This window comes from Roseateles oligotrophus, assembly GCF_025717515.1.
In the GTDB taxonomy this organism is placed as follows: Bacteria; Pseudomonadota; Gammaproteobacteria; order Burkholderiales; family Burkholderiaceae_C; genus Paucibacter_A; species Paucibacter_A oligotrophus.
Map to the genome: position 1 here is coordinate 26,492 of NZ_JAJIRN010000011.1, position 23,701 is coordinate 50,192.

23 protein-coding genes and 1 other RNA gene are annotated in these 23,701 nt (G+C 60.2%); 15 read left to right on the forward strand and 9 right to left on the reverse strand.

Annotated elements, in window-relative coordinates:
• Positions 1-118 precede the first annotated feature (118 nt).
• From LNV07_RS22280 to LNV07_RS22295, 4 genes are all read left to right on the forward strand, one after another.
• The gene (locus LNV07_RS22280; protein WP_263573403.1) at positions 119-706 is read left to right on the forward strand and encodes a PEP-CTERM sorting domain-containing protein; all 588 of its coding nucleotides are present in this window, start codon (positions 119-121) and stop codon (positions 704-706) included.
• Between the two features lie 31 nt (positions 707-737).
• Entirely contained in the window at positions 738-2,945 is a 2,208-nt protein-coding gene (locus tag LNV07_RS22285) for a phosphocholine-specific phospholipase C (protein ID WP_263573404.1), read from the forward strand.
• A gap of 44 nt (positions 2,946-2,989) precedes the next feature.
• Positions 2,990-3,676: a PEP-CTERM sorting domain-containing protein gene (locus LNV07_RS22290; RefSeq protein ID WP_263573405.1), complete on the forward strand. Its 687-nt coding sequence runs from the start codon at positions 2,990-2,992 to the stop codon at positions 3,674-3,676.
• A gap of 160 nt (positions 3,677-3,836) precedes the next feature.
• Positions 3,837-4,202 (forward strand): hypothetical protein, encoded by a 366-nt coding sequence (locus LNV07_RS22295; protein ID WP_263573406.1) that lies wholly within the window; start codon positions 3,837-3,839, stop codon positions 4,200-4,202.
• A gap of 70 nt (positions 4,203-4,272) precedes the next feature.
• Here LNV07_RS22295 and LNV07_RS22300 read toward each other — a convergent pair whose 3' ends face one another.
• On the reverse strand, positions 4,273-4,770 hold the full coding sequence (locus LNV07_RS22300; protein WP_263573407.1) for a fasciclin domain-containing protein: 498 nt from the start codon (positions 4,768-4,770) through the stop codon (positions 4,273-4,275).
• Positions 4,771-5,017: 247 nt separating this feature from the next.
• Between LNV07_RS22300 and pstS the strand changes: the two genes are divergently transcribed.
• From pstS to phoR, 7 genes are all read left to right on the forward strand, one after another.
• A complete protein-coding gene (gene pstS / locus LNV07_RS22305) occupies positions 5,018-6,013 on the forward strand; it encodes a phosphate ABC transporter substrate-binding protein PstS (RefSeq protein WP_263573582.1) in 996 nt (331 codons plus the stop codon).
• Between the two features lie 156 nt (positions 6,014-6,169).
• The gene (gene pstC, locus LNV07_RS22310; protein WP_263573583.1) at positions 6,170-7,141 is read left to right on the forward strand and encodes a phosphate ABC transporter permease PstC; all 972 of its coding nucleotides are present in this window, start codon (positions 6,170-6,172) and stop codon (positions 7,139-7,141) included.
• Positions 7,142-7,158: 17 nt separating this feature from the next.
• Positions 7,159-8,031, forward strand: coding sequence for a phosphate ABC transporter permease PstA (gene pstA / locus LNV07_RS22315; RefSeq protein WP_263573584.1), 873 nt, complete (start codon positions 7,159-7,161; stop codon positions 8,029-8,031).
• A 20-nt stretch (positions 8,032-8,051) separates the two neighbouring features.
• A complete protein-coding gene (pstB, locus tag LNV07_RS22320; RefSeq protein WP_263573408.1) occupies positions 8,052-8,837 on the forward strand; it encodes a phosphate ABC transporter ATP-binding protein PstB in 786 nt (261 codons plus the stop codon).
• 90 nt (positions 8,838-8,927) lie between these two features.
• Positions 8,928-9,635 (forward strand): phosphate signaling complex protein PhoU, encoded by a 708-nt coding sequence (gene phoU / locus LNV07_RS22325; protein ID WP_263573409.1) that lies wholly within the window; start codon positions 8,928-8,930, stop codon positions 9,633-9,635.
• A 17-nt stretch (positions 9,636-9,652) separates the two neighbouring features.
• Positions 9,653-10,354 carry a phosphate regulon transcriptional regulator PhoB gene (gene phoB, locus LNV07_RS22330; RefSeq protein ID WP_263573410.1) on the forward strand — a complete coding sequence of 234 codons (702 nt, stop codon included), beginning with the start codon at positions 9,653-9,655 and terminating at the stop codon, positions 10,352-10,354.
• Between the two features lie 43 nt (positions 10,355-10,397).
• On the forward strand, positions 10,398-11,753 hold the full coding sequence (phoR, locus tag LNV07_RS22335; protein WP_263573411.1) for a phosphate regulon sensor histidine kinase PhoR: 1,356 nt from the start codon (positions 10,398-10,400) through the stop codon (positions 11,751-11,753).
• Between the two features lie 18 nt (positions 11,754-11,771).
• On the opposite strand, the gene LNV07_RS22340 is transcribed toward phoR, so the two are convergent.
• From LNV07_RS22340 to LNV07_RS22365, 6 genes are all read right to left on the reverse strand, one after another.
• Positions 11,772-13,415, reverse strand: a complete 1,644-nt coding sequence (locus tag LNV07_RS22340; protein ID WP_263573412.1) for a hypothetical protein — start codon at positions 13,413-13,415, stop codon at positions 11,772-11,774.
• 140 nt (positions 13,416-13,555) lie between these two features.
• Entirely contained in the window at positions 13,556-13,816 is a 261-nt protein-coding gene (locus tag LNV07_RS22345) for a type B 50S ribosomal protein L31 (protein ID WP_263573413.1), read from the reverse strand.
• Positions 13,817-13,999: 183 nt separating this feature from the next.
• Entirely contained in the window at positions 14,000-15,265 is a 1,266-nt protein-coding gene (gene rho / locus LNV07_RS22350) for a transcription termination factor Rho (RefSeq protein WP_263535371.1), read from the reverse strand.
• Between the two features lie 264 nt (positions 15,266-15,529).
• On the reverse strand, positions 15,530-15,859 hold the full coding sequence (gene trxA / locus LNV07_RS22355) for a thioredoxin TrxA (RefSeq protein WP_263535372.1): 330 nt from the start codon (positions 15,857-15,859) through the stop codon (positions 15,530-15,532).
• A 478-nt stretch (positions 15,860-16,337) separates the two neighbouring features.
• Positions 16,338-16,434: signal recognition particle sRNA small type (gene ffs, locus LNV07_RS22360), an RNA gene on the reverse strand.
• Between the two features lie 79 nt (positions 16,435-16,513).
• Complete coding sequence (locus LNV07_RS22365; protein WP_263573414.1) at positions 16,514-17,641, reverse strand: AIR synthase-related protein; 1,128 nt, start codon at positions 17,639-17,641, stop codon at positions 16,514-16,516.
• Between the two features lie 120 nt (positions 17,642-17,761).
• Between LNV07_RS22365 and dnaX the strand changes: the two genes are divergently transcribed.
• Genes dnaX through LNV07_RS22385 form a run of 4 tightly spaced genes read left to right on the forward strand, consistent with a single transcriptional unit; the run spans position 17,762 to position 21,204 of the window.
• Positions 17,762-19,813 (forward strand): DNA polymerase III subunit gamma/tau, encoded by a 2,052-nt coding sequence (dnaX, locus tag LNV07_RS22370; RefSeq protein ID WP_263573415.1) that lies wholly within the window; start codon positions 17,762-17,764, stop codon positions 19,811-19,813.
• Between the two features lie 28 nt (positions 19,814-19,841).
• The gene (locus LNV07_RS22375; RefSeq protein ID WP_263557335.1) at positions 19,842-20,168 is read left to right on the forward strand and encodes a YbaB/EbfC family nucleoid-associated protein; all 327 of its coding nucleotides are present in this window, start codon (positions 19,842-19,844) and stop codon (positions 20,166-20,168) included.
• Positions 20,169-20,179: 11 nt separating this feature from the next.
• A complete protein-coding gene (gene recR / locus LNV07_RS22380; RefSeq protein WP_263573416.1) occupies positions 20,180-20,764 on the forward strand; it encodes a recombination mediator RecR in 585 nt (194 codons plus the stop codon).
• 44 nt (positions 20,765-20,808) lie between these two features.
• The gene (locus LNV07_RS22385; protein ID WP_263573417.1) at positions 20,809-21,204 is read left to right on the forward strand and encodes an MAPEG family protein; all 396 of its coding nucleotides are present in this window, start codon (positions 20,809-20,811) and stop codon (positions 21,202-21,204) included.
• A gap of 21 nt (positions 21,205-21,225) precedes the next feature.
• Here the strand turns inward: LNV07_RS22385 and LNV07_RS22390 are convergent, their stop codons facing one another.
• Positions 21,226-22,893, reverse strand: coding sequence for a transglycosylase SLT domain-containing protein (locus LNV07_RS22390; protein ID WP_263573418.1), 1,668 nt, complete (start codon positions 22,891-22,893; stop codon positions 21,226-21,228).
• Positions 22,890-23,672, reverse strand: coding sequence for a hydroxyacylglutathione hydrolase (gene gloB, locus LNV07_RS22395; RefSeq protein ID WP_263573419.1), 783 nt, complete (start codon positions 23,670-23,672; stop codon positions 22,890-22,892). The genes LNV07_RS22390 and gloB overlap by 4 nt, the downstream gene beginning before the upstream one ends.
• Positions 23,673-23,701 lie beyond the last annotated feature (29 nt).

A 23,701-nucleotide genomic window follows, 5' to 3' on the forward strand; every position in this document is an offset into this window, starting at 1 on the left:
GCGCGCTTGCCCCTGCGGCAGTCGCTTTGTGCTGTGGAGCCATTCGGCCCATGGCTCAACATCAAATTTGCATATTCCCTCAGTAAATTGCATCGAATCCACAAACAGGAGGGTTTCGATGAGGAAAAATTTGCATTTGCTGCGCGGTGTTTTGGCCGCTGGCGTTCTAACGGTGGCGACTTTGCCGGCGGCTATGGCCGCCAGCATCACGACGGTTTTGAGCTTCGATGATTTGGCCGATGGCGTCTTGCCCGCCGGCTATGGCGGCTTGGACTGGTCGACCGCCGGTTGGACCGCTTTTTCAATCCCTGCCGCGCCCTACAGCGCCCATTCGGGTACCGGCCGCGTGACGACCGGCTTCATGGCCGATGACGCGAGCAGCGCAATTCGCTTTGCTCAAATGACCACCTTCGACGGCGCATTCTTCGCCGGCCAGGGCGGCGCTGTGTTGAGTTTCGAGCTCTACCTGGGTGGCCAGAAGGTGCACAGCTCGGCAACTCTTGACCCCTCGGCGGCCCCGAGCTTTCTGGCCAGTGGTTATGCCGGCCTGGTCGATATGGTGCAGGTCAAGAGCGTCAACCATGGCGAATTCGTGATGGACGATTTCACGTTCACGCAAGCCGTGCCCGAGCCGCATAGCTACGCCTTGCTGCTGGCGGGTCTGCTGGCTGTGGGTGTCGCGACACGCCGCCAACAGTCCCGTTGAGCCTTCAATCTCACTTCACAAAGCTCCCACCATGACCCAACAAGACCGCCGCAGTTTTCTGCGCACCGTCGCCTCGGCAGCCGGCGCCTCCGCTGCCTTGGCAACTTTTCCGCCCGCCATCCAACGCGCCCTGGCCATTCAAGCCAATAACCGCAGCGGCACGATTCAGGACGTCGAACATATCGTCATCCTGACCCAAGAGAACCGCTCGTTTGATCACTACTTCGGAAGCCTCAATGGCGTGCGCGGCTTTGCCGACCCCTTCCCGGTGCCGGTGGCGGACAAAACCGGCATCACGGCCAAGAACGTCTGGGTGCAACCCAACGCAGTGACCGCCGTGCCCGGCCGTCCTTCGACTGGCCCATTGGCCTTGGCACCGTTCCACTTGAACACGGCCCAGAATTTCGCGTTCATGCGGGTTTCCGGCACGCCGCATTCCTGGAGCGACGCACAAGCCGCCTGGGACCAGGGGCGCATGAATGCCTGGCCCAAGGCCAAGAACAACCATTCGATGGGCTACTTCAAGGAAAGCGATCTGCCTTTCCAGTTCGCGATGGCCAATGCCTTCACGATTTGCGATCACTACCACTGCGCCTCGCAGACCGGCACCAACACCAACCGCCTGTTCCTGTGGACCGGCAGCAACGACCCGCTGCGCCTGGGCAATGGCCCGTCGACCGACAACAGCCACGACTGGTTCAACGAGAACCCGCTGGACGATTACAGCTGGACCACCTACCCCGAGCGCCTGCAGGACGCCGGCATCAGCTGGCAGGTCTACCAGAATATGGCCGACAACTTCACCGACAACTCGCTGGCGGGCTTCAGGCCCTACCGCGACGCTTGGTACGGCCGCCCCGGCTACTCGCAGCAACTCAAGGAGCGCGGCATCAGCACGCGCGACCTCGACAAGCTGCTTGAAGACGTGATGGCGGACAAGCTGCCGCAGGTCAGTTGGATCGTCGCAACCGCAGAAGGTTCGGAGCATCCTGGGCCTTCCAGTCCGGCCCAGGGCGCCGACTACACGGCCAAGGTTCTGGACGCGCTAACGTCCAATCCAGAGGTCTGGAGCAAGACTGTTTTGTTCATCAACTTCGACGAGAACGACGGCTTCTTTGACCATATGCCGCCGCCGGCCGCCCCGTCTTACGTGGCCTGGGACGCCGACCCGGCCAAGGCGGAGTTGGCCGGCGCCTCGACCGTGGACACCACCGGCGAATACCACCACATCCTCAACGGCACCGCCGCCACGCACCAGCACAAGCCTTACGGCGTCGGCCCACGCGTGCCCATGTATGTGATCTCGCCTTGGAGCAAGGGCGGCTGGGTGAATTCCGAAGTCGCCGACCATACCTCGGTGATCCGGTTCATCGAGAAGCGGTTTGGCGTGATGGAGCCCAATATCAGCGCTTGGCGCCGGGCGGTCTGCGGCGACATGATGTCGGCCTTCAACTTCCGAGACCCCAACGACGGCGCCTTCTTCGCCGCGCTCCCCAAGACCTTGGAGTTGGCCACGCGCGCCCGTGCCTTGCCGGGCACGACCACGCCGCCTACGCCGGCCAACTTGATCGCACCCGAGCAATTGGGCGGCCCACGCCCGGCGCGCGCCTTGCCTTACGAGTTGCACACCAGTGCCGCGATCAAGGTCAACCCGGGCCGGGTCGGCTCCAGCCGCGTCGAGTTGCAGTTCGACAATACCGGCGCCGCCGCGGCGGTGTTCCATGTCTATGACCGCCTGAACCTGGCCGCGTTGCCGCGTCGCTACACGGTCGAAGCGGGCAAGCAGTTGCAGGGCAATTGGACGCCGGTGGCCAGCGGCGCCTATGACCTGTGGGTGCTGGGGCCCAATGGCTTTCATCGCCACTTCACCGGCAACGCCCGCCGCGTGGCCGCCGCCGCTCAGCCCAACCCCGAGGTGCGCGTGTCCATGGACGCGGTCAATGGCGAGTTGTTGATCGAGATGAGCAACGCCGGCAGTTTCGCTTGCAGCATGACGCTCGTCGCCAACAAGTATTACGAGGTGGCGCCGCAAACCGTCAAGCTGGCCCCGCGTGCCAGCACCAGCGTGCGCCTGCCCCTGAAAGACAGCGCCTATTGGTATGACTTCAGCGTGCGTGTCGTGGGCCAAGCCGATTTCAGCCGGCGCTTTGCTGGGCACTTGGAAACCGGCGAACCCTCGATCAGCGACCCGGCCATGCAAGGCCCGGCTCAGCTGAATCAGTACCGCCTGCCCGTTTGATCGCAAGTTCACCCCATCACTCATTTATCGACTCAGGAATCAATATGAAAACCAACACCTTGATCCGCAGCGCCGCTGCCCTATCGCTCGCCTTTGCCGCCTTGGCCGCGCAAGCCGCCGGCCTCGGCAGCAATTTGATCGTCAATGGCGATGCCGAAGCCGGCGCCGGCGCTTGGACCGCCTATGCCGATGCCGACCTGTTTCAGTCCGTCTCCTACGGCAGCAACTGGGTCTTGCCAACACAGCCGGGCCCGGTCGATCGCGGTGCCAAGATGTTTGCTGGTCAGAGTTCGGCCTACTCGGCGGGCTTTCAAACCATTGACGTCAGCGCCCTGACGGCATCTTTTGCCGCCGGCACTACGGCCTTTGATCTGAATGGCTACCTGGGTGGCTGGACCAGCCAGGGCGACAACGCTCAACTCATGGTGACCTTTATTGATGCGGCCAGCGCCGATATCAGCATGGTGACCTTGGGCCCCGTCACGCCGGGCGATCGCGGCAACCAGACCGGCTTGTTCTATCGCCAAGTCACCGGCTTCGTGCCGGTTGGCACCAGCGCCATCAAGTTTGATCTGTCAATGGAGCGCCAGGGTGGTGGCGACAACGACGGCTATGCCGATAACCTCGCCTTTGTGATGAGCGCGGCGCCTGTGCCTGAGCCTGAAACCTATGGCTTGTTGGCCTTGGGCCTGGGTTTTTTGACGCTCACATTGCGCCGCCGCAAGGCCTGAGCCCCGACCATAGCTCCTTGGCTTGAGCAAGACCGCCCCCTGGATTTTGCCGGTGGGTGGTCTTTTTTGTCGCCTCGTCACATCCGCTTTGCTGGTGATGACCGGCTTGCCTAGGATGCGCTCACGCGGGTCAATCGGCCTGCATGATCTTAGGAATCCCATGCTCCAACTCTCCACAATTGCCCGCCTTGGCTGCTTCGCCAGCCTGCTGACCGCCCTTTTGAGCGGCTGCGCCGTTCACATCACTACCACCAAGGACGGCGACAGCGCCACCGTCAAGAGCCCGGGTTCGGCCAAGATCGAATGTGTGGCCAGCCCAAGCGGCGAGTGCAATTACGCACTCTTCACCAGCCGTTGTGACAGTGTCGAGGGTGAAGCCGGCAAGACGACGACCACCTGTACGCACCAGGTCTTCGATCAGTTCAAACTGGCGACCGGGCAGTCGCGCCAATTGACGAATCTGCCCGGCGGCTACAAGCAATGCATGAAGGCGAGCGGCAAGCCCGAGGTTCCTAACTGCAACTGACACCGACGGCCAAGACAAAAGCCCCTGCAGCATCGGCTGCAGGGGCTTTTTCAATTTGGGCAATGGTTGCTTACTTCTTCTTCGGCGGCATCAGCACGCGGTCAACGATATGAGCGACGCCGTTGCTGGCCTTGATGTCGGCTTGTTGAACCATGCCGTCTTCAACCGTGACGAAATCGCCGGCCCGGCCCAACGCCAACTCGGCGCCTTGCAAGGTCTTGACATTGCCGTTTTTGACATCGGCTGCTTTCAATTGCGAAGCCAGGATGTGGAAGCTCAGCACCGACTTCAGTTGTTCCTTGTCTTTGACCAAGGCTTCCAATGTTTTGGCGGGCACGGCCTTGAAGGCCTCATCGTTCGGTGCGAACACGGTCATAGGGCCGGCGGCTTGCAGGGTTGCCTTCAGCTCGGCTTGTTCAAGCAGACGGTTAAAGGTGCTCAGCTGCGGATTGAGCGCGAGCGTATCGGCCAAGGTAGCGGGAACCGGAGCGACTGCACATGCGCCGAGCAGCAAAGTCAAGGCTGCGACGCTGGATAAGGCGAGGGTACGAAGGGCTTTGATTGTCATGGGAGCTCGATAAGAAGGGGGACAGATTCCCAGCTTAGAGATCAAATGTGACAGTCCAATGAAATTTGTATTTCACTTGAAGTGGCTATAGCCCGTTCGGCGATGAGCCGAATTACAGTAGCACTCGGTCACAACAATGTCATATTCAAGTCATACGATGACGATCGTTGTTAACTCAAGCCCTCATCTGACAAGGCCGCACATGAAATTTACACAGATTCGCAATGGATTGTTCTTTGCCGTCGGCATGGCTGTTTTGCCCTTGCTGCACGCCCAGGATGTAACAGGTGCGGGCGCTACCTTCCCGGCGCCTCTGTATGCCAAATGGGCCGATGCCTATAACAAGGCAACCGGTGTGCGAATCAACTATCAGTCGGTAGGTTCCGGCGCCGGCATCAAGCAGATCAAGGCTAAAACGGTTGATTTTGGCGCTTCCGACATGCCTTTGAAGGATGAGGATCTGGCCAAGGACGGCTTGATCCAGTTTCCCACCGTCATCGGCGGCGTTGTGCCCGTGGTCAATATCAAGGGCATTGCTCCGGGCCAGTTGCGTCTGACGGGGCAAGTATTGGGTGATATCTATCTGGGCAAGATCGCCAAGTGGAATGATGCTGCGTTGACCGCGCTCAACCCAGGTGTGCCATTGCCGGATGCAGCAATTTCAGTGGTGCGCCGCGCCGATGGTTCGGGCACAACTTTTGTGTTCACCAACTACCTGTCTAAGGTCAATGAAGAGTGGAAGTCCAAGGTTGGTGACGGCACGGCCGTGAACTGGCCAACCGGCGCCGGCGGCAAAGGTAACGAAGGCGTGGCCGCTTTTGTGCAGCGTCTGCCTAACTCGATTGGTTATGTCGAGTACTCCTATGTGCTGCAAAACAAGATGACCTATGCTCAGATGAAGAACAAGGACGGCGTTTTTGTACGTCCGAACGATGCTGCATTCAAGGCCGCCGCCGCCGGTGCTGATTGGAACAAGACCTTCTTCCAGGTCACGACCGAGCAAGCCGGCAAGGACACATGGCCCATCACCAACCCGACATACATCTTGATGTACAAGTCGCAAGACAAGGCTGCCAATGCGAGCGCCGCCTTGAAATTCTTCGACTGGGTTTATAACAACGGCGACAAGATGGCCGACGAACTGGACTATGTGCCGCTGCCGGACAGCGTCAAGGAATTGGTGCGCAAGCATTGGGCCGCCAACGTCAAGGACACCGCAGGCAAGGCCATTTCTTTCAAGTAAGTTTGACTTGAACTTCTGCAACAGCCCGACGGCCTTGGCTTGATCGGGCTGTTGTTGAATCAGACATTCACTTTTTCCCTTTAACGCAGACCATGCGGAGGCCCCGTGGCCGCAATACTTCCAGCCAATAATTTTGAATCCGCTAGGCCGGCCGACCTGGTTCAGCCCCAGGGCCTGCCGCCGGCGCGCCGCCGAGTTGCCCCATGGGCTGATACGGTGTTCTCCTTGCTCGCGCATGGCGCAGCATGGCTGACGCTGGCCTTGTTGGCGGGCATCATCGTTTCTTTGGTGATAGGAGCCTCGCCCGCCATCAAGGAGTTCGGCTTGGGCTTCTTGTGGACTACCGAATGGGATCCGGTCAAAGAGAAGTTTGGCGGTCTGGTGATGATTTACGGCACCTTGATGACCTCATTCATTGCCTTGCTGATCGCGGTGCCGGTCAGCTTTGGTATCGCCCTGTTTTTGACAGAGTTGTCGCCCAGTTGGCTCAAGCGTCCTTTGGGCGTTGCCGTCGAGTTGTTGGCGGCCGTGCCTTCGATCGTTTACGGCATGTGGGGCCTGATGGTGTTTGGGCCGATCCTGGCCACCTATGTGCAGCAACCGCTGCAAACCCTGCTCACCGGCGTGCCGTTTCTTGGCGGTCTGGTGTCAGGCCCACCGGTGGGTATCGGTATTTTGTCGGCCGGCATCATCTTGGCCATCATGATCATCCCCTTCATCGCATCGGTGATGCGTGATGTGTTTGAGGTGACTCCACCGATGTTGAAGGAGTCTGCTTATGGCCTGGGCGCCACGACCTGGGAAGTCGTGGCCAATGTGGTGCTGCCCTATACCAAGACGGGCGTGATGGGCGGCATCATGCTGGGGCTGGGGCGTGCCCTGGGTGAAACCATGGCGGTGACCTTCGTGATCGGCAATATGAATCAACTCAACTCGCTGTCGGTCTTCGAGGCTGCCAATAGCATCACATCGGCGCTGGCGAATGAGTTCGCCGAGGCCGGCGAGGGCTTGCATCAGGCGTCGTTGATCTATTTGGGCCTGGTGTTGTTCTTCATTACTTTTGTCGTGTTGGCTTGCTCGAAGGTTTTGTTGTCGCAATTGAAGAAGAGTGAAGGGGCACGTTCATGAGCAACCCTGCAACAAATATGGCGACCGCCGCCAGCCAACTGCATGCCAAGCGCTTGGCCATGCATGCCAAGCGCAAGCGCGTCAATATGGTTGCCTTGACGCTGTCTTTGGGCGCAATGGCCTTTGGCCTGTTTTGGTTGATGTGGATTCTGTTCGAGACCGTGGTTTTGGGCCTGGGTGGCTTGCAACTGGCGACTTTCACAGAAATGACCCCGCCTCCGATGGCCGAGACCGGTGGCCTTGCGAACGCAATTTTTGGTTCATTGATGATGGTCGGACTGGCTACTTTGCTGGGCACGCCGATCGGCATCATGGCCGGAATCTACCTGGCCGAATATGGACAGCGGACCTGGCTTGGCAGCACAGTGCGTTTCATCAATGACATCTTGTTGTCGGCGCCTTCCATTGTGGTGGGGCTGTTTATCTATGGCCTGGTGGTGACTCGCATGCTGACCTTTTCGGGTTATGCGGGCATTTTGGCTCTGGCCTTGATCGTTATCCCGGTGGTCATTCGCACTACCGAGAACATGTTGAGCCTGATCCCCAACGCCTTGCGTGAGGCGGCCTATGCGCTGGGCACGCCAAAGTGGAAGGTGATCATCTCGGTGACGCTGAAGTCGGCCCGCGCCGGCGTGCTGACCGGTATTTTGCTGGCACTGGCACGTATCTCGGGCGAGACGGCTCCCTTGCTGTTCACGGCCTTGTCCAATCAGTTCTGGACTACGGATTTGAGCAAGCCGATGGCCACCTTGCCGGTCACGATCTTCAAGTTCGCCATGAGCCCCTATGAAAACTGGCAGAAGCTGGCATGGGCGGGTGTTTTCATCATCACGATGGGTGTGTTGGCGCTGAATATTCTGGCGCGCGTACTTTTCAAGAACAAGCATTGATAGAGAGAGCGGAGTTCACCATGGACGCAAAAGTTGATATGCCTGTTACCGAGCGGGCGAAGCTCTCGGTACGCAATTTGAATTTCTACTACGGCAATTTTCTTGCCCTGAAGAATATCAATCTGGACATCCCCGAGAACAAGGTGACGGCCTTTATCGGCCCGTCGGGCTGCGGCAAGTCGACCTTGCTGCGCACCTTGAACCGGATGTTCGAGCTCTACCCGGAGCAGCGCGCCGAGGGTCAGATCTTGCTCGACGGCAATGACATCCTGACCAGCAAGGACGATGTCTCGCTGATCCGCGCCAAGATCGGCATGGTTTTCCAAAAGCCGACGCCGTTCCCGATGTCGATCTATGACAACATCGCTTTCGGTGTGCGTTTGTTCGAAACCTTGCCGCGCGTTGAAATGGATGAGCGGGTCGAATGGGCCTTGAAGAAGGCGGCGCTTTGGGGTGAAGTGAAGGACAAGCTGAATCAAAGCGGTTCGGGCCTGTCCGGTGGCCAGCAGCAGCGTTTGTGCATTGCCCGCGGCATTGCCATCAAGCCCGAAATCTTGTTGCTCGACGAGCCTTGCTCGGCGCTGGATCCGATCTCCACCGGCAAGATTGAAGAGCTGATTCATGAACTGAAGACCGACTACACGGTGGCCATCGTTACGCACAATATGCAGCAGGCCGCACGCTGTTCGGACTACACGGCCTATATGTATTTGGGCGACCTGATCGAGTTTGGACCGACCGCCGAGTTGTTCATGAAGCCCAAGCGCAAGGACACCGAAGACTACATCACCGGGCGTTTCGGTTGATATTTTCGGGCTATGAGTTCGGCTCGCTGCAGGCCAGTTTGAAGCTCGCATCAGCGCTGTTGTTAAACCAAAATTTTTCAGGATCAAATCATGGGTGAAAAACATCTGTCAACGCAGTTCGATGCCGAACTGAGCGGCATCTCCACGCGCGTGCTGGAGATGGGCGGCTTGGTCGAGTCTCAAGTGGCCCAGGCGGTTCTGGCGCTGACCACCTTCAGTGGCGACATTGCCAGTACGGTGCTCAAGCAGGAAGAACTGGTCAATGCGATGGAAGTCGAAATCGACCGCGACCTCTCCAGCATCATTGCTCGCCGGCAGCCAACCGCGCGCGACTTGCGCTTGCTGATCGCGATTTCGAAGACGATTGCCAATCTGGAGCGGGTCGGTGATGAGGCCGCCCGGATAGCGCGCACGGTGCAGCGTTTGATCAATGCGGGTGTATCCAGTCGCTTGCGCTTGCCGATGAGCGACCTGTCTTTTGAGGCCGAATTGGCGACCGCGCTTCTGCGCAAGGCGCTTGACGCGTTTGCGCGCTTGGATGTCGAGCGTGCGGTCGAGGTGCTCAAGCAGGATGACCAGATCGACAAGGAGTTCGACGGTCTGATGCGCAAGCTGATCACCTACATGATGGAAGACCCGCGCACCATCTCATCGTCGATCGATCTGATTTTTGTGGCCAAGGCGATTGAGCGGGTTGGCGACCATGCCAAGAATTTGGCCGAAGTGATCATCTATGTGGTCAAGGGTACGGATGTGCGTCACAACACACCCGAGGCCGTTGAGACCATGGTTCGCTAAAGCGAAGGGGAATAGGAATGAGCCGAGTTCTTGTGGTGGAAGATGAGTCGGCGATTGCCGAGCTGATTTCCATCAATCTGCGTCATGCGGGATTTGAGGTCACGATCGCAGCGAGTGCCGATCAGGCGCAATACGAAGTGGACCGCATCCTGCCTGATCTGGTGGTTTTGGACTGGATGCTGCCGGGTCAATCGGGCCTGGCCCTGGCTCGCCAATGGCGCGGCGCAGTTCGTACCAAAGAGATGCCCATCATCATGTTGACCGCTCGCGCAGAGGAGACCGATAAGGTCTCCGGTCTGGATGCGGGAGCGGACGATTACCTGACCAAACCGTTTTCGACCAATGAATTGTTGGCACGAATTCGTGCCGTGCTGCGGCGCAAGGCCCCCGAGGCGCTGGACACCCTGGTCGAAGTCGGTGGCTTGAATCTGGATCCGGGTACTCGCCGCGTCAGTCGCGATGGCGCCGAGGTCAAACTCGGCCCCACCGAGTTTCGCTTGCTGCATTTCTTCATGACCCATCCGGAGCGCGTTCACAGCCGCTCACAACTGCTGGACCGGGTCTGGGGTGATCATGTGTTCATCGAAGAGCGCACGGTTGATGTGCATGTAAAGCGGCTCCGGGAGGCGCTGGAGCGTGTTCAATGTGCTCGCATGATCGAAACCGTTCGCGGCGCGGGTTACCGTTTGACGCAGCAGATGGCGGCCTTGCCCGTATGACTATGGGGCGGGGCTTTGGCCTGGGGCTTTTTCTGGAGTTGGCGTGAATTGGCTCTTACCGCGTTTTATATTGGCCGCCTCAGCGGTCGTTGCGGGTGTTTTTTTTGGTCATTGGATTGGCCACTTGCTGGCTTGGCCCTTTTTGGGCGAGGGTCTGAGCGCCGCTAGTGCCGTTATCGCCTTGGTGCTGGTAGATGCCGTGCGCGGCCACCGCCTGCTGCAGTGGTTGCGTGGCTCGCAACTGGACACTGCTCCACGAGACACCGGCATGTGGGGGGAGTTGGGTTACCGGGTCGAGCGCGCGGTGCGTGAGCGCGACAAAGTAATCGCCAGTGAGCGACTGCAGTTGGAACAGTTCTTATCGGCAATCGATGCGTCGCCTAACGGTGTGTTGATGTTGGATGCGCACGATCACATCCATTGGTGCAACCGTGTGGCCGCCGACCATTTTTCGCTCGACCCCAAACGCGACCTGCTTCAGCGCGTGACCAATCTGGTGCGCTCGCCTGCGTTTGTTTCCTATCTCCAAACAGATAGTTATGCGGCCCCCTTGGTGTTGAGCAATGTACGTGGGTTCAGCACCCTGTCAGTCATCGTAAAGCGTTACGGGAGCGGCATGAAATTGGTGCTGTCGCAAGACATCACCGAACGTGAGCGCTCCGACGCGATGCGGCGCGATTTCGTAGCCAATGTGTCGCATGAGATTCGCACGCCTTTGACCGTGTTGGCGGGTTTCATCGAGACCATGGTGTCGCTACCCCTGACGGCGGCCGAGCGCACGCGTGTGTTGACTTTGATGGGGCAGCAGACCGACCGTATGCAAGGTTTGGTCAGCGACTTGCTGACCTTGGCTCAGTTGGAGGGCAGCCCGCGCCCGAGCGCCGATCGTTGGGTCGCCTTGGATGGTTTGCTGGCGCGTATCAAATCCGATGCGCTGGCTCTGTCGACGGGGCGGCATCAGCTGAAGTTCCAACCGGATACGCAAATCGAGTTGGCTGGTATTGAGTCGGAGTTGCTCAGTGCCGCCGCCAACTTGGTCAACAACGCGGTTCGCTACACGCCGGCAGGCGGGGACATCGAAGTCTCTTGGCGACAGCTCGGCGATGGCTCGGGGGAACTTTGCGTCAGCGACACCGGCCTTGGCATCGCGCGCGAGCATCTGCCGCGTTTGACCGAGCGTTTTTACCGGGTTGACGGGAGCCGCTCGCGTGAAACAGGCGGCACCGGTTTGGGTCTGTCTATTGTCAAACATGTGATGCATCGCCACGGCGGTGAACTGCAAATCGAAAGTGAACCCGGCAAGGGCTCAAAGTTCAGATTAGCCATGCCGGCAGTGCGCGTACGCCATCTCGGGGAGCCAGCCTTGGGTGTTGAGGCGGCCAATGCGTCGCTGCTCTGAGTTGGTTTGCTCGGGCTTCTAGCGGCGCCGCAAGACGGCAAAGCCGGACACGCGATCGGTTGGTCGCCTGACAAAGGCAATTTTCTCCCAGGCCTCAGGGATCGCCGTCTGGCTGGCTTGTATCGCGTAGCTGCAGTTGCTGGCAGCGAGTGCATGCTTGGCATCGACTCGCCAATGGCCTTGAAACTCCAGCGCCGCCGCGGTTGACAGTGCTTGCTCGGGGGTTGCGATGCAATCCGCATTCACCGGGATGTATTTTCGCAATTGCTCCACCAAAGGGCGGTTGCTGCGCGCGTAGTCGAGCGGTGGCAGCAGCAAGGTCATGGCGAGCAACCAACCCAGGGCGACCCCGCCAGCGGGCAAGACCAGGCTCTTCCAGATCGCGTGTTGATGCTTGGCCGTGCGCCAGCGCACCAGGGCCAGCCAGGCTATCGTGGCGGCAATGGCAAAGAACAGGGCCAGGGCGTTGAAGCGGGGCTCGAAGCCTTGTGCTAGTCGACGCAAATTGGCCAAGGGAATGGCCGGCCAGCCCAAATGCATAGAGCTGTAGTAGACCCAGAAAAATAAGGCGCTGGCACTGAAGAAGAACACCGAAAACCAGTCCATGGCGGCAGTGAAACCGCGTTGCAGCGTCGGCAGCGCAAACGCAGCCAATAGAGCCAAGGCCGGCAGGGCCAATAACAGCGCACGGTCCGAGCCACCCATCAAGATGCTGGTAATGATGGGGATGACGGCACAAACCAAGGGCAGGAGCACATGTCGGCGTTGCCAATGCGCACGCCAGCGCCAAACCGTCCATGCCGCCAGTGGCCCCGCCGGCCAACTGAACCAGGCCAGCAGGTTGAACATTCGCAGACCGAGGTCGGCCGGAGATGAGGTGTTGATACGCCAGGCCCAGGCATTGAATTCCCAGGCGCTCAAAGCTGCCAGCAAACCCGCCAACAACAGCCATTTCACCAAGGCCCGCGCCTCGGTATAGCGCGAGCGATTGCACAGCCACGCGCCAGCCGCTGCGCACACCATCGCCACGATAGGTGCGCCACTGGCCGCCAGCACCGGCAGCGAACTCAAGGCCGCCCAACGCGCCTTATTGGGACGATAGGGGGCCGCGGCCAGCCCATACAAAAATAGCGATGAAGCCAGCAGTTGGAGAAGTTCCGGCGTCGTCTCATGCCCGAGTTGCAGCAGCCCGAGTGTGGCCATCAAGGCGAGCAAAGCGCCATCGGCCAATGCGCGCGCGTAATCGATGGAATGAGCTTCGCCGCCGAATGCAAAAGCGACCGGTTGAGCGGCTTCGGTGCAGGCCAGATGGAAACAGCTGTACCAGACCAGCACCAGCGTCAGCCCCAAAATCACCGCAAACGGAAGGCGGGCGGCGAAGGCTGCATCGAAGAAAGGCAAGGCCTTGATCGCCAAGGCACCCACCCAGTAGGGGAGCGGGCCGCCTTCGGCGGGAACGCCGCCGATGGCAGGTTGCCACCAGGGGGCATGGCCCTGGGCAATGCTGGCCATAAAGCCAAATGAGCTGAGGTCCGCCTGACGCCATGGGTCTCGCCCAAACAAGCCCGGCAAAACATAGGCGGCGCACAGCAGCAGCAGGGCAAATCTTGGCAGACGCTGGGCGCCACGGATACCGACGACGGCTGGAGTAGGTAAATTCACGCGAATATTGTGGGGGTCAAACCTGGGTCATCATCATGCCGTATCGAGATCGCCCGACTTCATCAACAACGCCACGGCAGTCAAAAAATGGGCGAAAAAAAGGCAGCCTAAGCTGCCCTTTGTCTTCGGCCTTGAAAGGCTTACTTCTTGGTGCTGAAGCCCGCGAACTTGTTGCGGAACTTCTCAACGCGACCGCCCAGCGAGTCAATGCTCTTCTGGGTGCCCGTGTAGAACGGGTGAGTTTCGCTGGTGGTTTCCAACTTGATCAGCGGCATTTCGCGGCCGTCTTCCATCTTGATGGACTCTTTGCTGCCCATGGTTGAGCGGGTAACGAACTTGAAGCCGTTGGACTGATCCACGAAGCAAACTTCGCGGTAGTTAGGGTGAATGCCGTCTTTCATGATGAACCTCTCGCTCGATTGCGAATTCTCGATGCGCTGACGTATCTACAGCCTCGCCACACCATGTGGCGCACTTTTCGACAGCGGCAAAACGCGGATTATAGCCTGTATTTGAGTGCCCCTGCAAGCGAGGCGCTCAGTGGGTGCCCGTCAGCGGCACCGTTGAAATCAACCTTTGGCGACTTAACCGCCCCGACGCATCATGTCGAAGAAGTCCAAGTTGTTCTTGGTCGATTTCATCTTGTCGAGCACGAACTCCATCGCCTCGATCTCGTCCATGTTGTAGAGCAGCTTGCGCAAGATCCAGCTCTTTTGCAGGATCTCGGGCTTGAGCAGCAGCTCTTCGCGGCGGGTGCCGGACTTGTTGATCAGGATCGAAGGGTAGACGCGCTTTTCGGCCATGCGGCGATCCAGATGGATTTCGCAGTTGCCGGTGCCCTTGAACTCTTCATAAATCACTTCGTCCATGCGACTGCCCGTATCGATCAGCGCCGTGCCGATGATGGTCAGCGAGCCACCTTCTTCGACCTTGCGGGCCGCGCCAAAGAAGCGCTTGGGGCGCTGCAAGGCGTTGGCGTCCACGCCACCCGTCAACACCTTGCCGGATGAGGGCAAGACGTTGTTGTAGGCGCGGGCAAGGCGAGTGATCGAGTCCAGCAGGATGATCACGTCCTTCTTCAGTTCGACCAGGCGCTTGGCGCGCTCGATCACCATTTCGGCGACCTGCACATGGCGGGCGGCCGGCTCGTCGAAGGTCGAGCTGATCACTTCACCGCGTACGGTGCGGATCATCTCGGTCACTTCTTCGGGGCGCTCGTCCACCAGCAGCACGATCAGGTGGGACTCGGGATGATTAGCCACCAGCGCATGCGCGATGCTCTTCATCATCTCGGTCTTGCCGGTCTTGGGCTGGGCGACGATCAGCGCGCGCTGACCCTTGCCGATCGGCGCGATCAGGTCAATGATCCGGCCGGTGACGTTTTCTTCGCCCTTGAAGTTGTCGCGCTCGAGCTTGAACTGCTCCCTGGGGAACAGGGGCGTCAAGTTCTCGAACATGATCTTGTGCTTGCTCTCCTCGGGCGTCAGTTCATTGACGCGGTCAACCTTGACCAGGGCAAAGTAGCGCTCACCGTCTTTGGGGACGCGCACTTCACCTTCGATCATGTCGCCGGTATGGAGGTTGAAGCGGCGGATCTGGCTCGGGCTCAGATAGATGTCATCGGTGGATGCCATATAGCTGTCGTCGATCGAGCGCAGAAAGCCGAAGCCGTCCGGCAGGACCTCCAAAACGCCGTCGCCGAACACTTGTTCGCCACCTTTGGCGCGCTTTTTCATGATCGCAAACATCAACTCCTGCTTGCGCATGCGGGCGACGTTGTCGATCTCCAGCGCCTCGCCCATCTTGATGAGCTCGGAGACGTGAAGCGCTTTCAGTTCGGAAAGATGCATGGGTGAGAACCCGGTAGGTCGTCAAAGGTCCTGCCAAGGACCGGGACAAATACTGCGGCAGCCAGTCGACCGCTGATGCGTTGCAAAACCGCTGATGCCACAAGCGTGGCGGGCGGTGTCGCTGAGCAGATAAGAATGCGGGAGCTTGGGCGCCGAGTCCACGCTTCAGAATCATCGAAATGACAAGAGCGTGTTGGCAATTGGCTGTCGTTGAGGGCCGAAAGTTCGGTAGAACCCAGGCCTTCAACAGCAAGCTGAGTTTGATTATAGATTAGCGTCGAGGAAGGCCGTCAACTGAGCTTTTGACAAAGCGCCAACTTTCGTTGCGGCCAACTGACCGTCCTTGAAAAGCATCAAGGTAGGGATGCCGCGAATGCCGAACTTTGCTGGCACATCGCGGTTTTCGTCGACGTTCATCTTGGTGACTTGAAGCCGGTCGCCATAGTCCTTGGAGACTTCATCCAAGATCGGGGCGATCGCCTTGCAAGGGCCGCACCATTCGGCCCAGTAATCAACCAGCACGGGCTTGCCGGCTTGGATCACGTCGGCGTCAAAAGATGCATCGGAAATATGTTTGATCAGGTCGCTGCTCATGAATTGTCCTTGGGCTAGCCGGTTTGTGTTGCCGGCGTTGCGCTTTCGTGGCTGGTATGGGTGCCGAATGATTTTGACACAAAGCCATGATGCTATCGCTGGTGGGCTTGTTTGATTGATGCTTCTAGGGGCTGATATGTATGCCCTGTTTACCCGCATCTTCAATGTCATCAGTGGTTTGAGATGCTTTGGATCGGCAACGGGCCAGTCCTCGCGTCATTTCGGTTCAATCCATGGGGCTTTTCAAGCGGGATTAGGCCGTAATGCAGTTCGGCAATGCCTTGTCACAGGACCGTACCCACCGTGTGCGGGGCAGCTTCCCGCTACTCCAGTCGGTGTCTCTGATCGATTGGATGGACGCGCGTCCGGCGCCAACTAAATCTGAGGGACGGGGAGGGCTGGGAGTTGTCCAGAGCGTCGCGCGCAAAAAACAAAAACCTGCTGAATGCAGGTTTGATTGTTTAAATCTTGAAGTGGGGTTGACGAGCCTTACCCCGGCACTGGTCACAACGGTTAGGGCTGCTTCGTTCCCGACCTGACCCGGTTGGCCGCGCTTCCATGCGAGGAGGCCCGTCAAAGCGGATTGTAAACGAAGCCCCGACTTGCCCTGGCTCGCTGTTGGAAATTCGCCCCAAAATGCTTGGTAAAACTGGCTCAGCGCAGCTGCAAATCGTCGTCGCTAAAGCGTATGTTCAGCGGCTCGATCAGCAACTGCTTCGGGCCTTCTTCGAGTTGGCCCGCAATCATCGCGTCGATGCCACAGGCCTTGGCGACCTCGACCGTGCGAGCCGCATCTTCGGCCTTCACAAAGATTGCAAAGCCGGCACCCATATTGAGGGTGGAATAAGCTTCGCGGTCGTCTTGCTTGGCCTGCTCCTGCATGAAGCGCAGCACCGGCGTGACGGGTGGCACGCTGTGAATGCGGTAGGTGAACTGGGCCTGGTGGCGCAGCAGCTTGCGCCAGCCGTGACCGGTGATATTGGCGCAGTAATGCGGCAGGATGCCGGCCTTGAACAGCGCCTCGGTGACCGGCGAATACAGCGTGGTCGGTGCCAGCAGCGCGTCGCCGTAAGTCAGGCCGGGGGTGATCTCGGTCAAATAGCCTTGCGGCAGGCGCTCGACCAACTTGCGCGCCAGGCTCAGGCCGTTGGCATGGATGCCGCTGGAGGCCAGCAGGACGATGGCGTCGCCGGCGCCCAGCTTGTCACCGACCGACAGCCGCTCTTTCGGGTTGATCAGGCCGGTGCAAGAGGCCGCGAGATCGATACGACCGGCTTCAACGATGCCGGCCAAGGCCGGGGTCTCGCCGCCGCCCCAGGCCACCTGGCAGGTGTCGCAGGCGCGCTTCCAGCCTTCGACCAGGCTTTGGGCGCGCTGCTTGTCGGCAAACCAGTCCGAGCCGCCGGCGGCCCAGTAGGCTTGCACGACCAGCGGCGTGGCGCCGACGGTGATCAGGTCATTGACCGCCATCGCGATGGTGTCTTGCGCGATGCTGTCGTAATAGCTCTTGCCGGTCAGCTCGCGCATTTCGTCGGCGACCAGGGTCTTGGTGCCCAGGCATTCGACGATGGAGGCGATGTAGAAGGGACCGACATCGACCACATAGGCCGACTCGCCGCGCGAGGCCAGTACTTCGGTGAATCCATGGGCGCCGAGGTGGGCGCCGGTGGCGGCGGCCGCGCGCTGGGCGCTGATCTTCAAGGGATCGATCAAGTCGTAATTGACACCGGCTTGGCTGTAGCTAAGGGTGTCGGCGGAGGATGGGGCTTCATGCGTGCTCATGGGGCGGGATTATCGGTCAGTCTGCGCTTGTCGCCGCGGCCTTGTTGCTGATAGTTCCCAAGCGGTTGCTGAGCCTGGTTCGCCAACGGGCTTGTCGAGAGGACCGTAGAATCCACGCCCATGAGCTACCAGGTCCTTGCCCGCAAATATCGCCCCCACAGTTTTGAAGAGCTGGTGGGTCAGGAGCATGTGGTGCAGGCCTTGGCCAATGCACTGACGCAGCAGCGGCTGCACCATGCGTATTTGTTCACCGGAACGCGCGGCGTCGGCAAGACAACGGTCTCGCGCATTCTGGCAAAAAGCCTCAATTGCACTGGCGCCGACGGGCAAGGCGGCATCACGGCCACGCCTTGCGGCGTTTGCGATGCCTGCCGCGACATCGATGCGGGTCGCTTTGTTGATTACATCGAGCTCGACGCGGCCTCCAATCGCGGTGTCGAGGAAATCTCGCAACTGCTGGATCAGTCGGTCTACAAGCCGGTGATGGGCCGCTTCAAGGTCTACATGATCGACGAAGTCCATATGCTCTCGAACACCGCCTTCAATGCGATGCTGAAGACGCTGGAGGAGCCACCGGATTATTTGAAGTTCGTGCTGGCGACCACCGACCCTCAGAAGGTGCCGGTCACCGTGCTGTCGCGTTGTTTGCAGTTCAACTTGCGGCCGATGGCGCCGCAAACGGTGTTGTCGCATCTGCGCCAAGTGTTGCAGGCCGAGAACGTGCCGGTCGACGCTGGGGCCTTGCGCCTATTGAGTCGGTCCGCGCGCGGCTCGATGCGCGATGCGCTGTCGCTGACCGATCAGGCGATCGCCTTTGGCGCCGGCAGTCTGGTCGAAGACGGTGTGAGGCAGATGCTGGGCACGGTCGATCGCGGCCATGTGGTGGCGATTCTTGATGCTTTGATCGCGGCCAGTGGTGCCGATGTGGTGGCGCAGGCCGATGGTTTGCGCAGCCTCGGGCTGTCGGCGGCCGGCACGCTGGAAGATTTGGCCGGCCTCTTGCAGCAAATGGCGGTCGCGCAAGCTGCGCCGGGTGCTCTGGATGATCAGGATCCGGATACCGCCGAAGCCGAGCGCTTGGCGACGCTGCTGCCGGCGGATGAAATCCAGCTGATGTACAGCATGGCCTTGCATGGCCGGCAGGAGCTGGCGTTGGCACCGGATGAGTATGCAGGGCTGTTGATGGTCTTGTTGCGCATGTTGAGCTTCAGGCCGCAGGGCTTGAGCGGCACTCAGCCCGTCAAGCCCCGGCCGCAGGCCGCTGCGTCCAGCGCGCCTTTGCTGCGGCCTCAAGTTGCACAAGCTACGGTGCGGGCACCTCAGCCGATCAGGCCGGCGCCTATGCAGAATCTGGCGAAAGAGCCGGCCCCTGAGCCGGCGCCTCAATTGGCTCAAGAGCCAGCTCAGGTTGTGCCCCAACTGGCCGCTGAGCCTGCGGCGCCAAGCGCCATCCCCGCGCCCGTGGTGGCAACAGCGTTGTCGGCGCGCGAGTCGGCCGGTGGGCATAGCGCTCGCTTGCGCCCACGCGCGCTTGAGCCCAGGCCTGAGCCTGCGCCGAAAGTCGCCTCGGGCAGGATGGCAGAGGCGGCGGCATCCGCGAATGATGAAGTGCCGCCCTGGATGGACGCGCCGCCCGCTGACGATGAGGGCGGGGGTTCGCAAGACCAAGGCTTCGATGCCGTTGACGGTTCGGACGAGCAGGGCGAATGGCAGGGCGGCGCGGGCTCCGCCGAGCGCCAAGCTTATGCCTCGACCTCGGGTGTCGATGTCGCTTTGCGGCCGACGGCCTTGGGTGAGCGCTGGCATGAGCAGATTCGCCCCATGGGTTTGCTTGCTTTGACGCGGGAATTGGCGGTCAGGTCGGAATGCGTCGCCGTCGAAGAACAGGGCGACACGCTGTTGTGGCGTTTGCGTGTTGAGCGTGAGTCGCTGCGCCAGCCGGCCCTCAAGGATAAATTGCAGGCCGCGCTGTCGGCTCATTTGGAGCGGCCGGTGTTGATCGAGTTGGAGGCCGGTGTGGCACATGATTCGCCCGCTCTACGCGACGCCGCCCAAGTGCAGGCTCGTCAGCGAGCGGTCGAACAGATCGTGGTCCAAGACCCGCTGGCGCAGCAATTGCTGGCTCAGTTCAAAACAGCTCGCATCGTGCCCGGTTCGATCCGGTCCCATTGAAATTTCAAGAAACCAAAGGAGTACGAAGATGATGAAGGGTCAACTCGCAGGTCTGATGAAACAAGCTCAGGCGATGCAAGACAATATGAAGAAGGCGCAGGACGAACTTGCGCTGGTCGAGGTTGAGGGGCAATCCGGTGCCGGCTTGGTCAAGGTCGTGATGACTTGCAAGAACGATGTCAAGCGCGTCACTATCGATCCCAGCCTGCTGGCCGATGACAAAGACATGCTGGAAGATCTGGTCGCCGCCGCCTTCAACGACGCAGTGCGCCGCGCCGAAGAAGTCAGCTCGCAAAAGATGGGCAAGCTGACCGCCGGCATGCCCATGCCGCCCGGCATGAAGTTCCCGTTTTAAGCCCGTCTTAATTGGTGACTGCACTCGAAACCTTGATTGAGGCGCTCAAACGCCTGCCGGGCGTGGGCCAGAAGTCGGCCCAGCGCATGGCCTATCACCTCTTGCAGCATGATCGGGATGGCGCCGCTCGTTTGTCTCTGGCCCTGCGTGCGGCGGCCGAGCAGATCGGGCATTGCAGGCGCTGCCACACCTTCAGCGAGACGGAGATCTGCAGCATCTGCGCGGATGTCAGCCGCGATCCGGCGCTGCTCTGCGTGGTTGAGTCACCGGCCGATCAGGCCGCGTTAGAGCGCACCAATTCCTATCGCGGCTACTACTTCGTGTTGCTCGGGCGGGTCAGTCCGCTCGACGGCGTCGGTGTGGCTCAGATCGGTGCGGCCGAGTTGCTCCTGCGCGCCGCCGAGACCGGTGTGGCGGAGGTGATTCTCGCCAGCAGCTTCACGGCCGAGGGCGAGGCCACTGCCCATGTGCTGAGTGAGGCGCTGCGCTCGCGCGGCATTCGAGCCACTCGCTTGGCGCGCGGCGTGCCGGTCGGCAGCGAGTTGGAATATGTCGATTTGGGCACCATCGCCCATGCCTTGGTCGATCGGCGCTAAGGCGTCGCTAGGCCGTTTACCCCTTACATGCTTGAGGATTACCGATGACGATTGCCAACTACTGCATTCTGGCGGCCTGCGCCTTGCCGATTGTTTGTGCCGGGCTGGCCAAGTCGGGCAGCTTCGGGCGCCCGCGCCGTGAGGGGGGTTATGACAATCACAACCCACGTGCCTGGTTGGCGCAATTGAGCGGCCGCAAGGCGCGCGCCAATGCCGCTCAAGCAAACAGTTTTGAGGCCTTGCCGTTGTTCATTGCGGGCGTTTTGGTGGCGCAGCAAATGAATGCGCCGCAAGGCTTGGTTGATGCCCTGGCGCTGGGTTTTATCGCCGCCCGCGTGGCCTATATCGCCGCCTATATGGCCGACCTGGCTTCACTTCGCTCGGCCATATGGTTTGTCGGCGTCGTCTGCAGCGTGGCACTATTTTTCAGCGCCCGCTGATCGACCTAAAAAGCCAGCTAATTATTTTTTGCTCATTTGACGGGCCGCCAGCCCGCTTGGCAAGATTCCGCCGTTGAACTTTGCCGCAACCGTGCGTCCACCCATTGGCTTGTTGCCGACCTTGCCTGGGCTTGGCGCTTTGGCGGCATTTGCCGGTTTGACGGCGGCGTTCGGCTTGGCCATGGCCACCCGTTTTGATGCGAACGGGGTATACATCACCACCGACTGGCCGGGGTTGAAGCTGGCTTTTACGCCGACCTTGTTCCATTCGGCCACCTGCGCTGGGCTAACGCGGTAGCGGCTCGCCATGCTCTCCACCGTCTCGGCCTTGCCGGCCTTGTAGCTGACGCGGCGCAGGGCCGGCGTATCGGGGGCCAGATTGATCGAGGCGTTCTCGGCCATATGCTCGGACACATCCTCGATGCGATGCGCGGCTCTTGGCACCAGCAAGGTCGAGCCCTGCTTGACCAGCATGCGCGGCGGAATCATATTGATCTCGCGCAGCAGCGCCTCATTCATGCCGATTTGCTTGGCCGCAGCGGCCGGGCTCATCGTCTGTGTGACGGTCCATGCGGTCCAGCTGGCCAAAGGACCGCTGTGCGCCGCCAAGCCTTCGGCGAAGGCCTTGGCGTTGTCGTAGGGCAGCAGCATCTGGTTGGTGCCCGCGGCCAGCATTACCGGCTTGTTCATTTGCGGATTGAATTGCTTGAACTCATCGACCTTCATGCCGGCAAGCCGCGCTGCCAGATCCACATCGATGTCGCGGTCCAGAATGACACTGAGAAAATAGGGATGGTTGGACATCGCCGGCAAGCTAAGCCCGAATTTCTGCGGTGCCAGCACGATGTTCTTGACCGCCTGCAACTTGGGCAGGTAGTAGCGCGTTTCGTCCGGCATCTTCAGGTTGTCGTAATCGGTCGGCAGGCCGGCTTTTTGATTGCGCGTGATGGCCTTTTGCACATTGCCCTGGCCCCAGTTGTAGGCGGCCAAGGCGAGTTGCCAGTCGCCCCCGAACATCTTGTGCAGACGCCCAAGATAGTCGAGTGCGGCACGGGTGGAGGCCAGCACATCGCGTCGGTCATCCCGGAAGATGTTTTGTTTGAGGGCGAAATCGCGCCCGGTTGCCGGCACGAACTGCCACATGCCGGAGGCCTTGGCGTTCGACATGGCCTGCGGGTTGAACGCGCTCTCGACAAAGGGCAGCAGCGCCAATTCGGTCGGCATGCCGCGCTTTTCGACCTCTTCGATGACGTGGAACAGATAGCGCCCGCCACGGTCGGTCATGCGCTGAACATAGTCGGGCCGGCTGCTGTACCAGATCTCGGCCCGGCGCACGCCGTTGTTGTCGAGCTCTGGCATGGCGAAACCGTTGCGCAGGCGCACCCACAAATCGGCCGAGGCGCGGGCTTCATTCAGGTCGATGGCAACACCGGGCTGAAGGCTGTCTTCCAGCAATGGGTGGGCGATATCGGCTGCATCGGCGACCACCTTGGGCTGCGCTGCGCTCAGGCCGGCGTCGGCGTTGGGGACCGGGCTCCAATTGCGTGGCAAGGCGTTGCGAGCACTGCCAGGGGTCAGGTCTTGTTGCGGTGTGGTGCTGGCGCAGGCGCCGAGCAGGCCGGCGACGAGCAATGCCAGCGTCTTTGGGAGCAGGCGCTTGAGCGGCGCCTGTAGCTTGGTTTTTATCATCGGTAATCGTTCTTCCATTGGCGCAGATGCGTGAACACCGCGACCGGGTCATTGACCTGGCTTGCGGCCGCATGGCTTTGAGCGGCCGCTATGACGGCCGGCTCGCTACAACGCAAAAAGGGGTTGATTTGCAACTCCAAGGCCAGCTTGGAGGGCAGGGTGGGCAAGTTCTGGCGGCGACGTTCTTCGCACCATTGTTGATAGGCCGCCAGTTCGGCGTTGTCCGGTTCGACCGTGCGTGCGAAACGCAGGTTGGCCAAGGTGTATTCGTGGGTGCAGCAGATGCGGGTCGCGCCGGGCAGCTCGGCAAGCGTTTGCAGCGAGGCGAACAACTGCTCCGGCGTGCCCTCGAACAAGCGCCCGCAGCCGCCTGAAAACAAGGTGTCACCGCAGAACAGCAAAGGGGAGCCAAGGTCGCTTGGCTGCTCGGCGTAAAAAGCGATATGCCCGGCGGTATGGCCGGGTACGTCCAAGACCTTGAATTGCAGGCCCGCCACGCTGATCTTGTCGCCATGCTGGCAGGGCGTTATGGGAATCGGCATCTTCTCGCGCGCCGGGCCAAATACGGGACCACTCAGGTGCGGCAGCAATGCTGTCAGGCCGCCGACATGGTCGGCGTGGTGATGCGTCACTAGAATGCCAGCAAGACGCAGCGAGCGCGCCGCCAAGGCGTCGAGTACCGGGATAGCGTCACCCGGATCGACCACGAGGGCTTCGGCCCCATCGTGAAGCATCCAGATGTAGTTGTCTGCAAAGGCAGCGATGGCCTCAAGTTTCATGCAGTCAAACCCATACCTGTTTTCACTCT

What these genes read in the sequence shown, in the direction of transcription:
- phoB (WP_263573410.1), top strand. Translation starts at nt 9,653, where the DNA reads ATGAGCCGAGTTCTTGTGGTGGAAGATGAGTCGGCGATTGCCGAGCTG.
- pstA (WP_263573584.1), top strand. Translation starts at nt 7,159, where the DNA reads ATGGCGACCGCCGCCAGCCAACTGCATGCCAAGCGCTTGGCCATGCAT.
- trxA (WP_263535372.1), bottom strand. Translation starts at nt 15,859, where the DNA reads ATGAGCAGCGACCTGATCAAACATATTTCCGATGCATCTTTTGACGCC.
- LNV07_RS22290 (WP_263573405.1), top strand. Translation starts at nt 2,990, where the DNA reads ATGAAAACCAACACCTTGATCCGCAGCGCCGCTGCCCTATCGCTCGCC.
- LNV07_RS22365 (WP_263573414.1), bottom strand. Translation starts at nt 17,641, where the DNA reads ATGAGCACGCATGAAGCCCCATCCTCCGCCGACACCCTTAGCTACAGC.
- LNV07_RS22385 (WP_263573417.1), top strand. Translation starts at nt 20,809, where the DNA reads ATGACGATTGCCAACTACTGCATTCTGGCGGCCTGCGCCTTGCCGATT.
- LNV07_RS22295 (WP_263573406.1), top strand. Translation starts at nt 3,837, where the DNA reads ATGCTCCAACTCTCCACAATTGCCCGCCTTGGCTGCTTCGCCAGCCTG.
- pstS (WP_263573582.1), top strand. Translation starts at nt 5,018, where the DNA reads ATGGCTGTTTTGCCCTTGCTGCACGCCCAGGATGTAACAGGTGCGGGC.
- dnaX (WP_263573415.1), top strand. Translation starts at nt 17,762, where the DNA reads ATGAGCTACCAGGTCCTTGCCCGCAAATATCGCCCCCACAGTTTTGAA.
- gloB (WP_263573419.1), bottom strand. Translation starts at nt 23,672, where the DNA reads ATGAAACTTGAGGCCATCGCTGCCTTTGCAGACAACTACATCTGGATG.
- pstB (WP_263573408.1), top strand. Translation starts at nt 8,052, where the DNA reads ATGGACGCAAAAGTTGATATGCCTGTTACCGAGCGGGCGAAGCTCTCG.
- LNV07_RS22345 (WP_263573413.1), bottom strand. Translation starts at nt 13,816, where the DNA reads ATGAAAGACGGCATTCACCCTAACTACCGCGAAGTTTGCTTCGTGGAT.
- LNV07_RS22280 (WP_263573403.1), top strand. Translation starts at nt 119, where the DNA reads ATGAGGAAAAATTTGCATTTGCTGCGCGGTGTTTTGGCCGCTGGCGTT.
- rho (WP_263535371.1), bottom strand. Translation starts at nt 15,265, where the DNA reads ATGCATCTTTCCGAACTGAAAGCGCTTCACGTCTCCGAGCTCATCAAG.
- LNV07_RS22300 (WP_263573407.1), bottom strand. Translation starts at nt 4,770, where the DNA reads ATGACAATCAAAGCCCTTCGTACCCTCGCCTTATCCAGCGTCGCAGCC.
- LNV07_RS22285 (WP_263573404.1), top strand. Translation starts at nt 738, where the DNA reads ATGACCCAACAAGACCGCCGCAGTTTTCTGCGCACCGTCGCCTCGGCA.
- LNV07_RS22375 (WP_263557335.1), top strand. Translation starts at nt 19,842, where the DNA reads ATGATGAAGGGTCAACTCGCAGGTCTGATGAAACAAGCTCAGGCGATG.
- LNV07_RS22390 (WP_263573418.1), bottom strand. Translation starts at nt 22,893, where the DNA reads ATGATAAAAACCAAGCTACAGGCGCCGCTCAAGCGCCTGCTCCCAAAG.
- phoU (WP_263573409.1), top strand. Translation starts at nt 8,928, where the DNA reads ATGGGTGAAAAACATCTGTCAACGCAGTTCGATGCCGAACTGAGCGGC.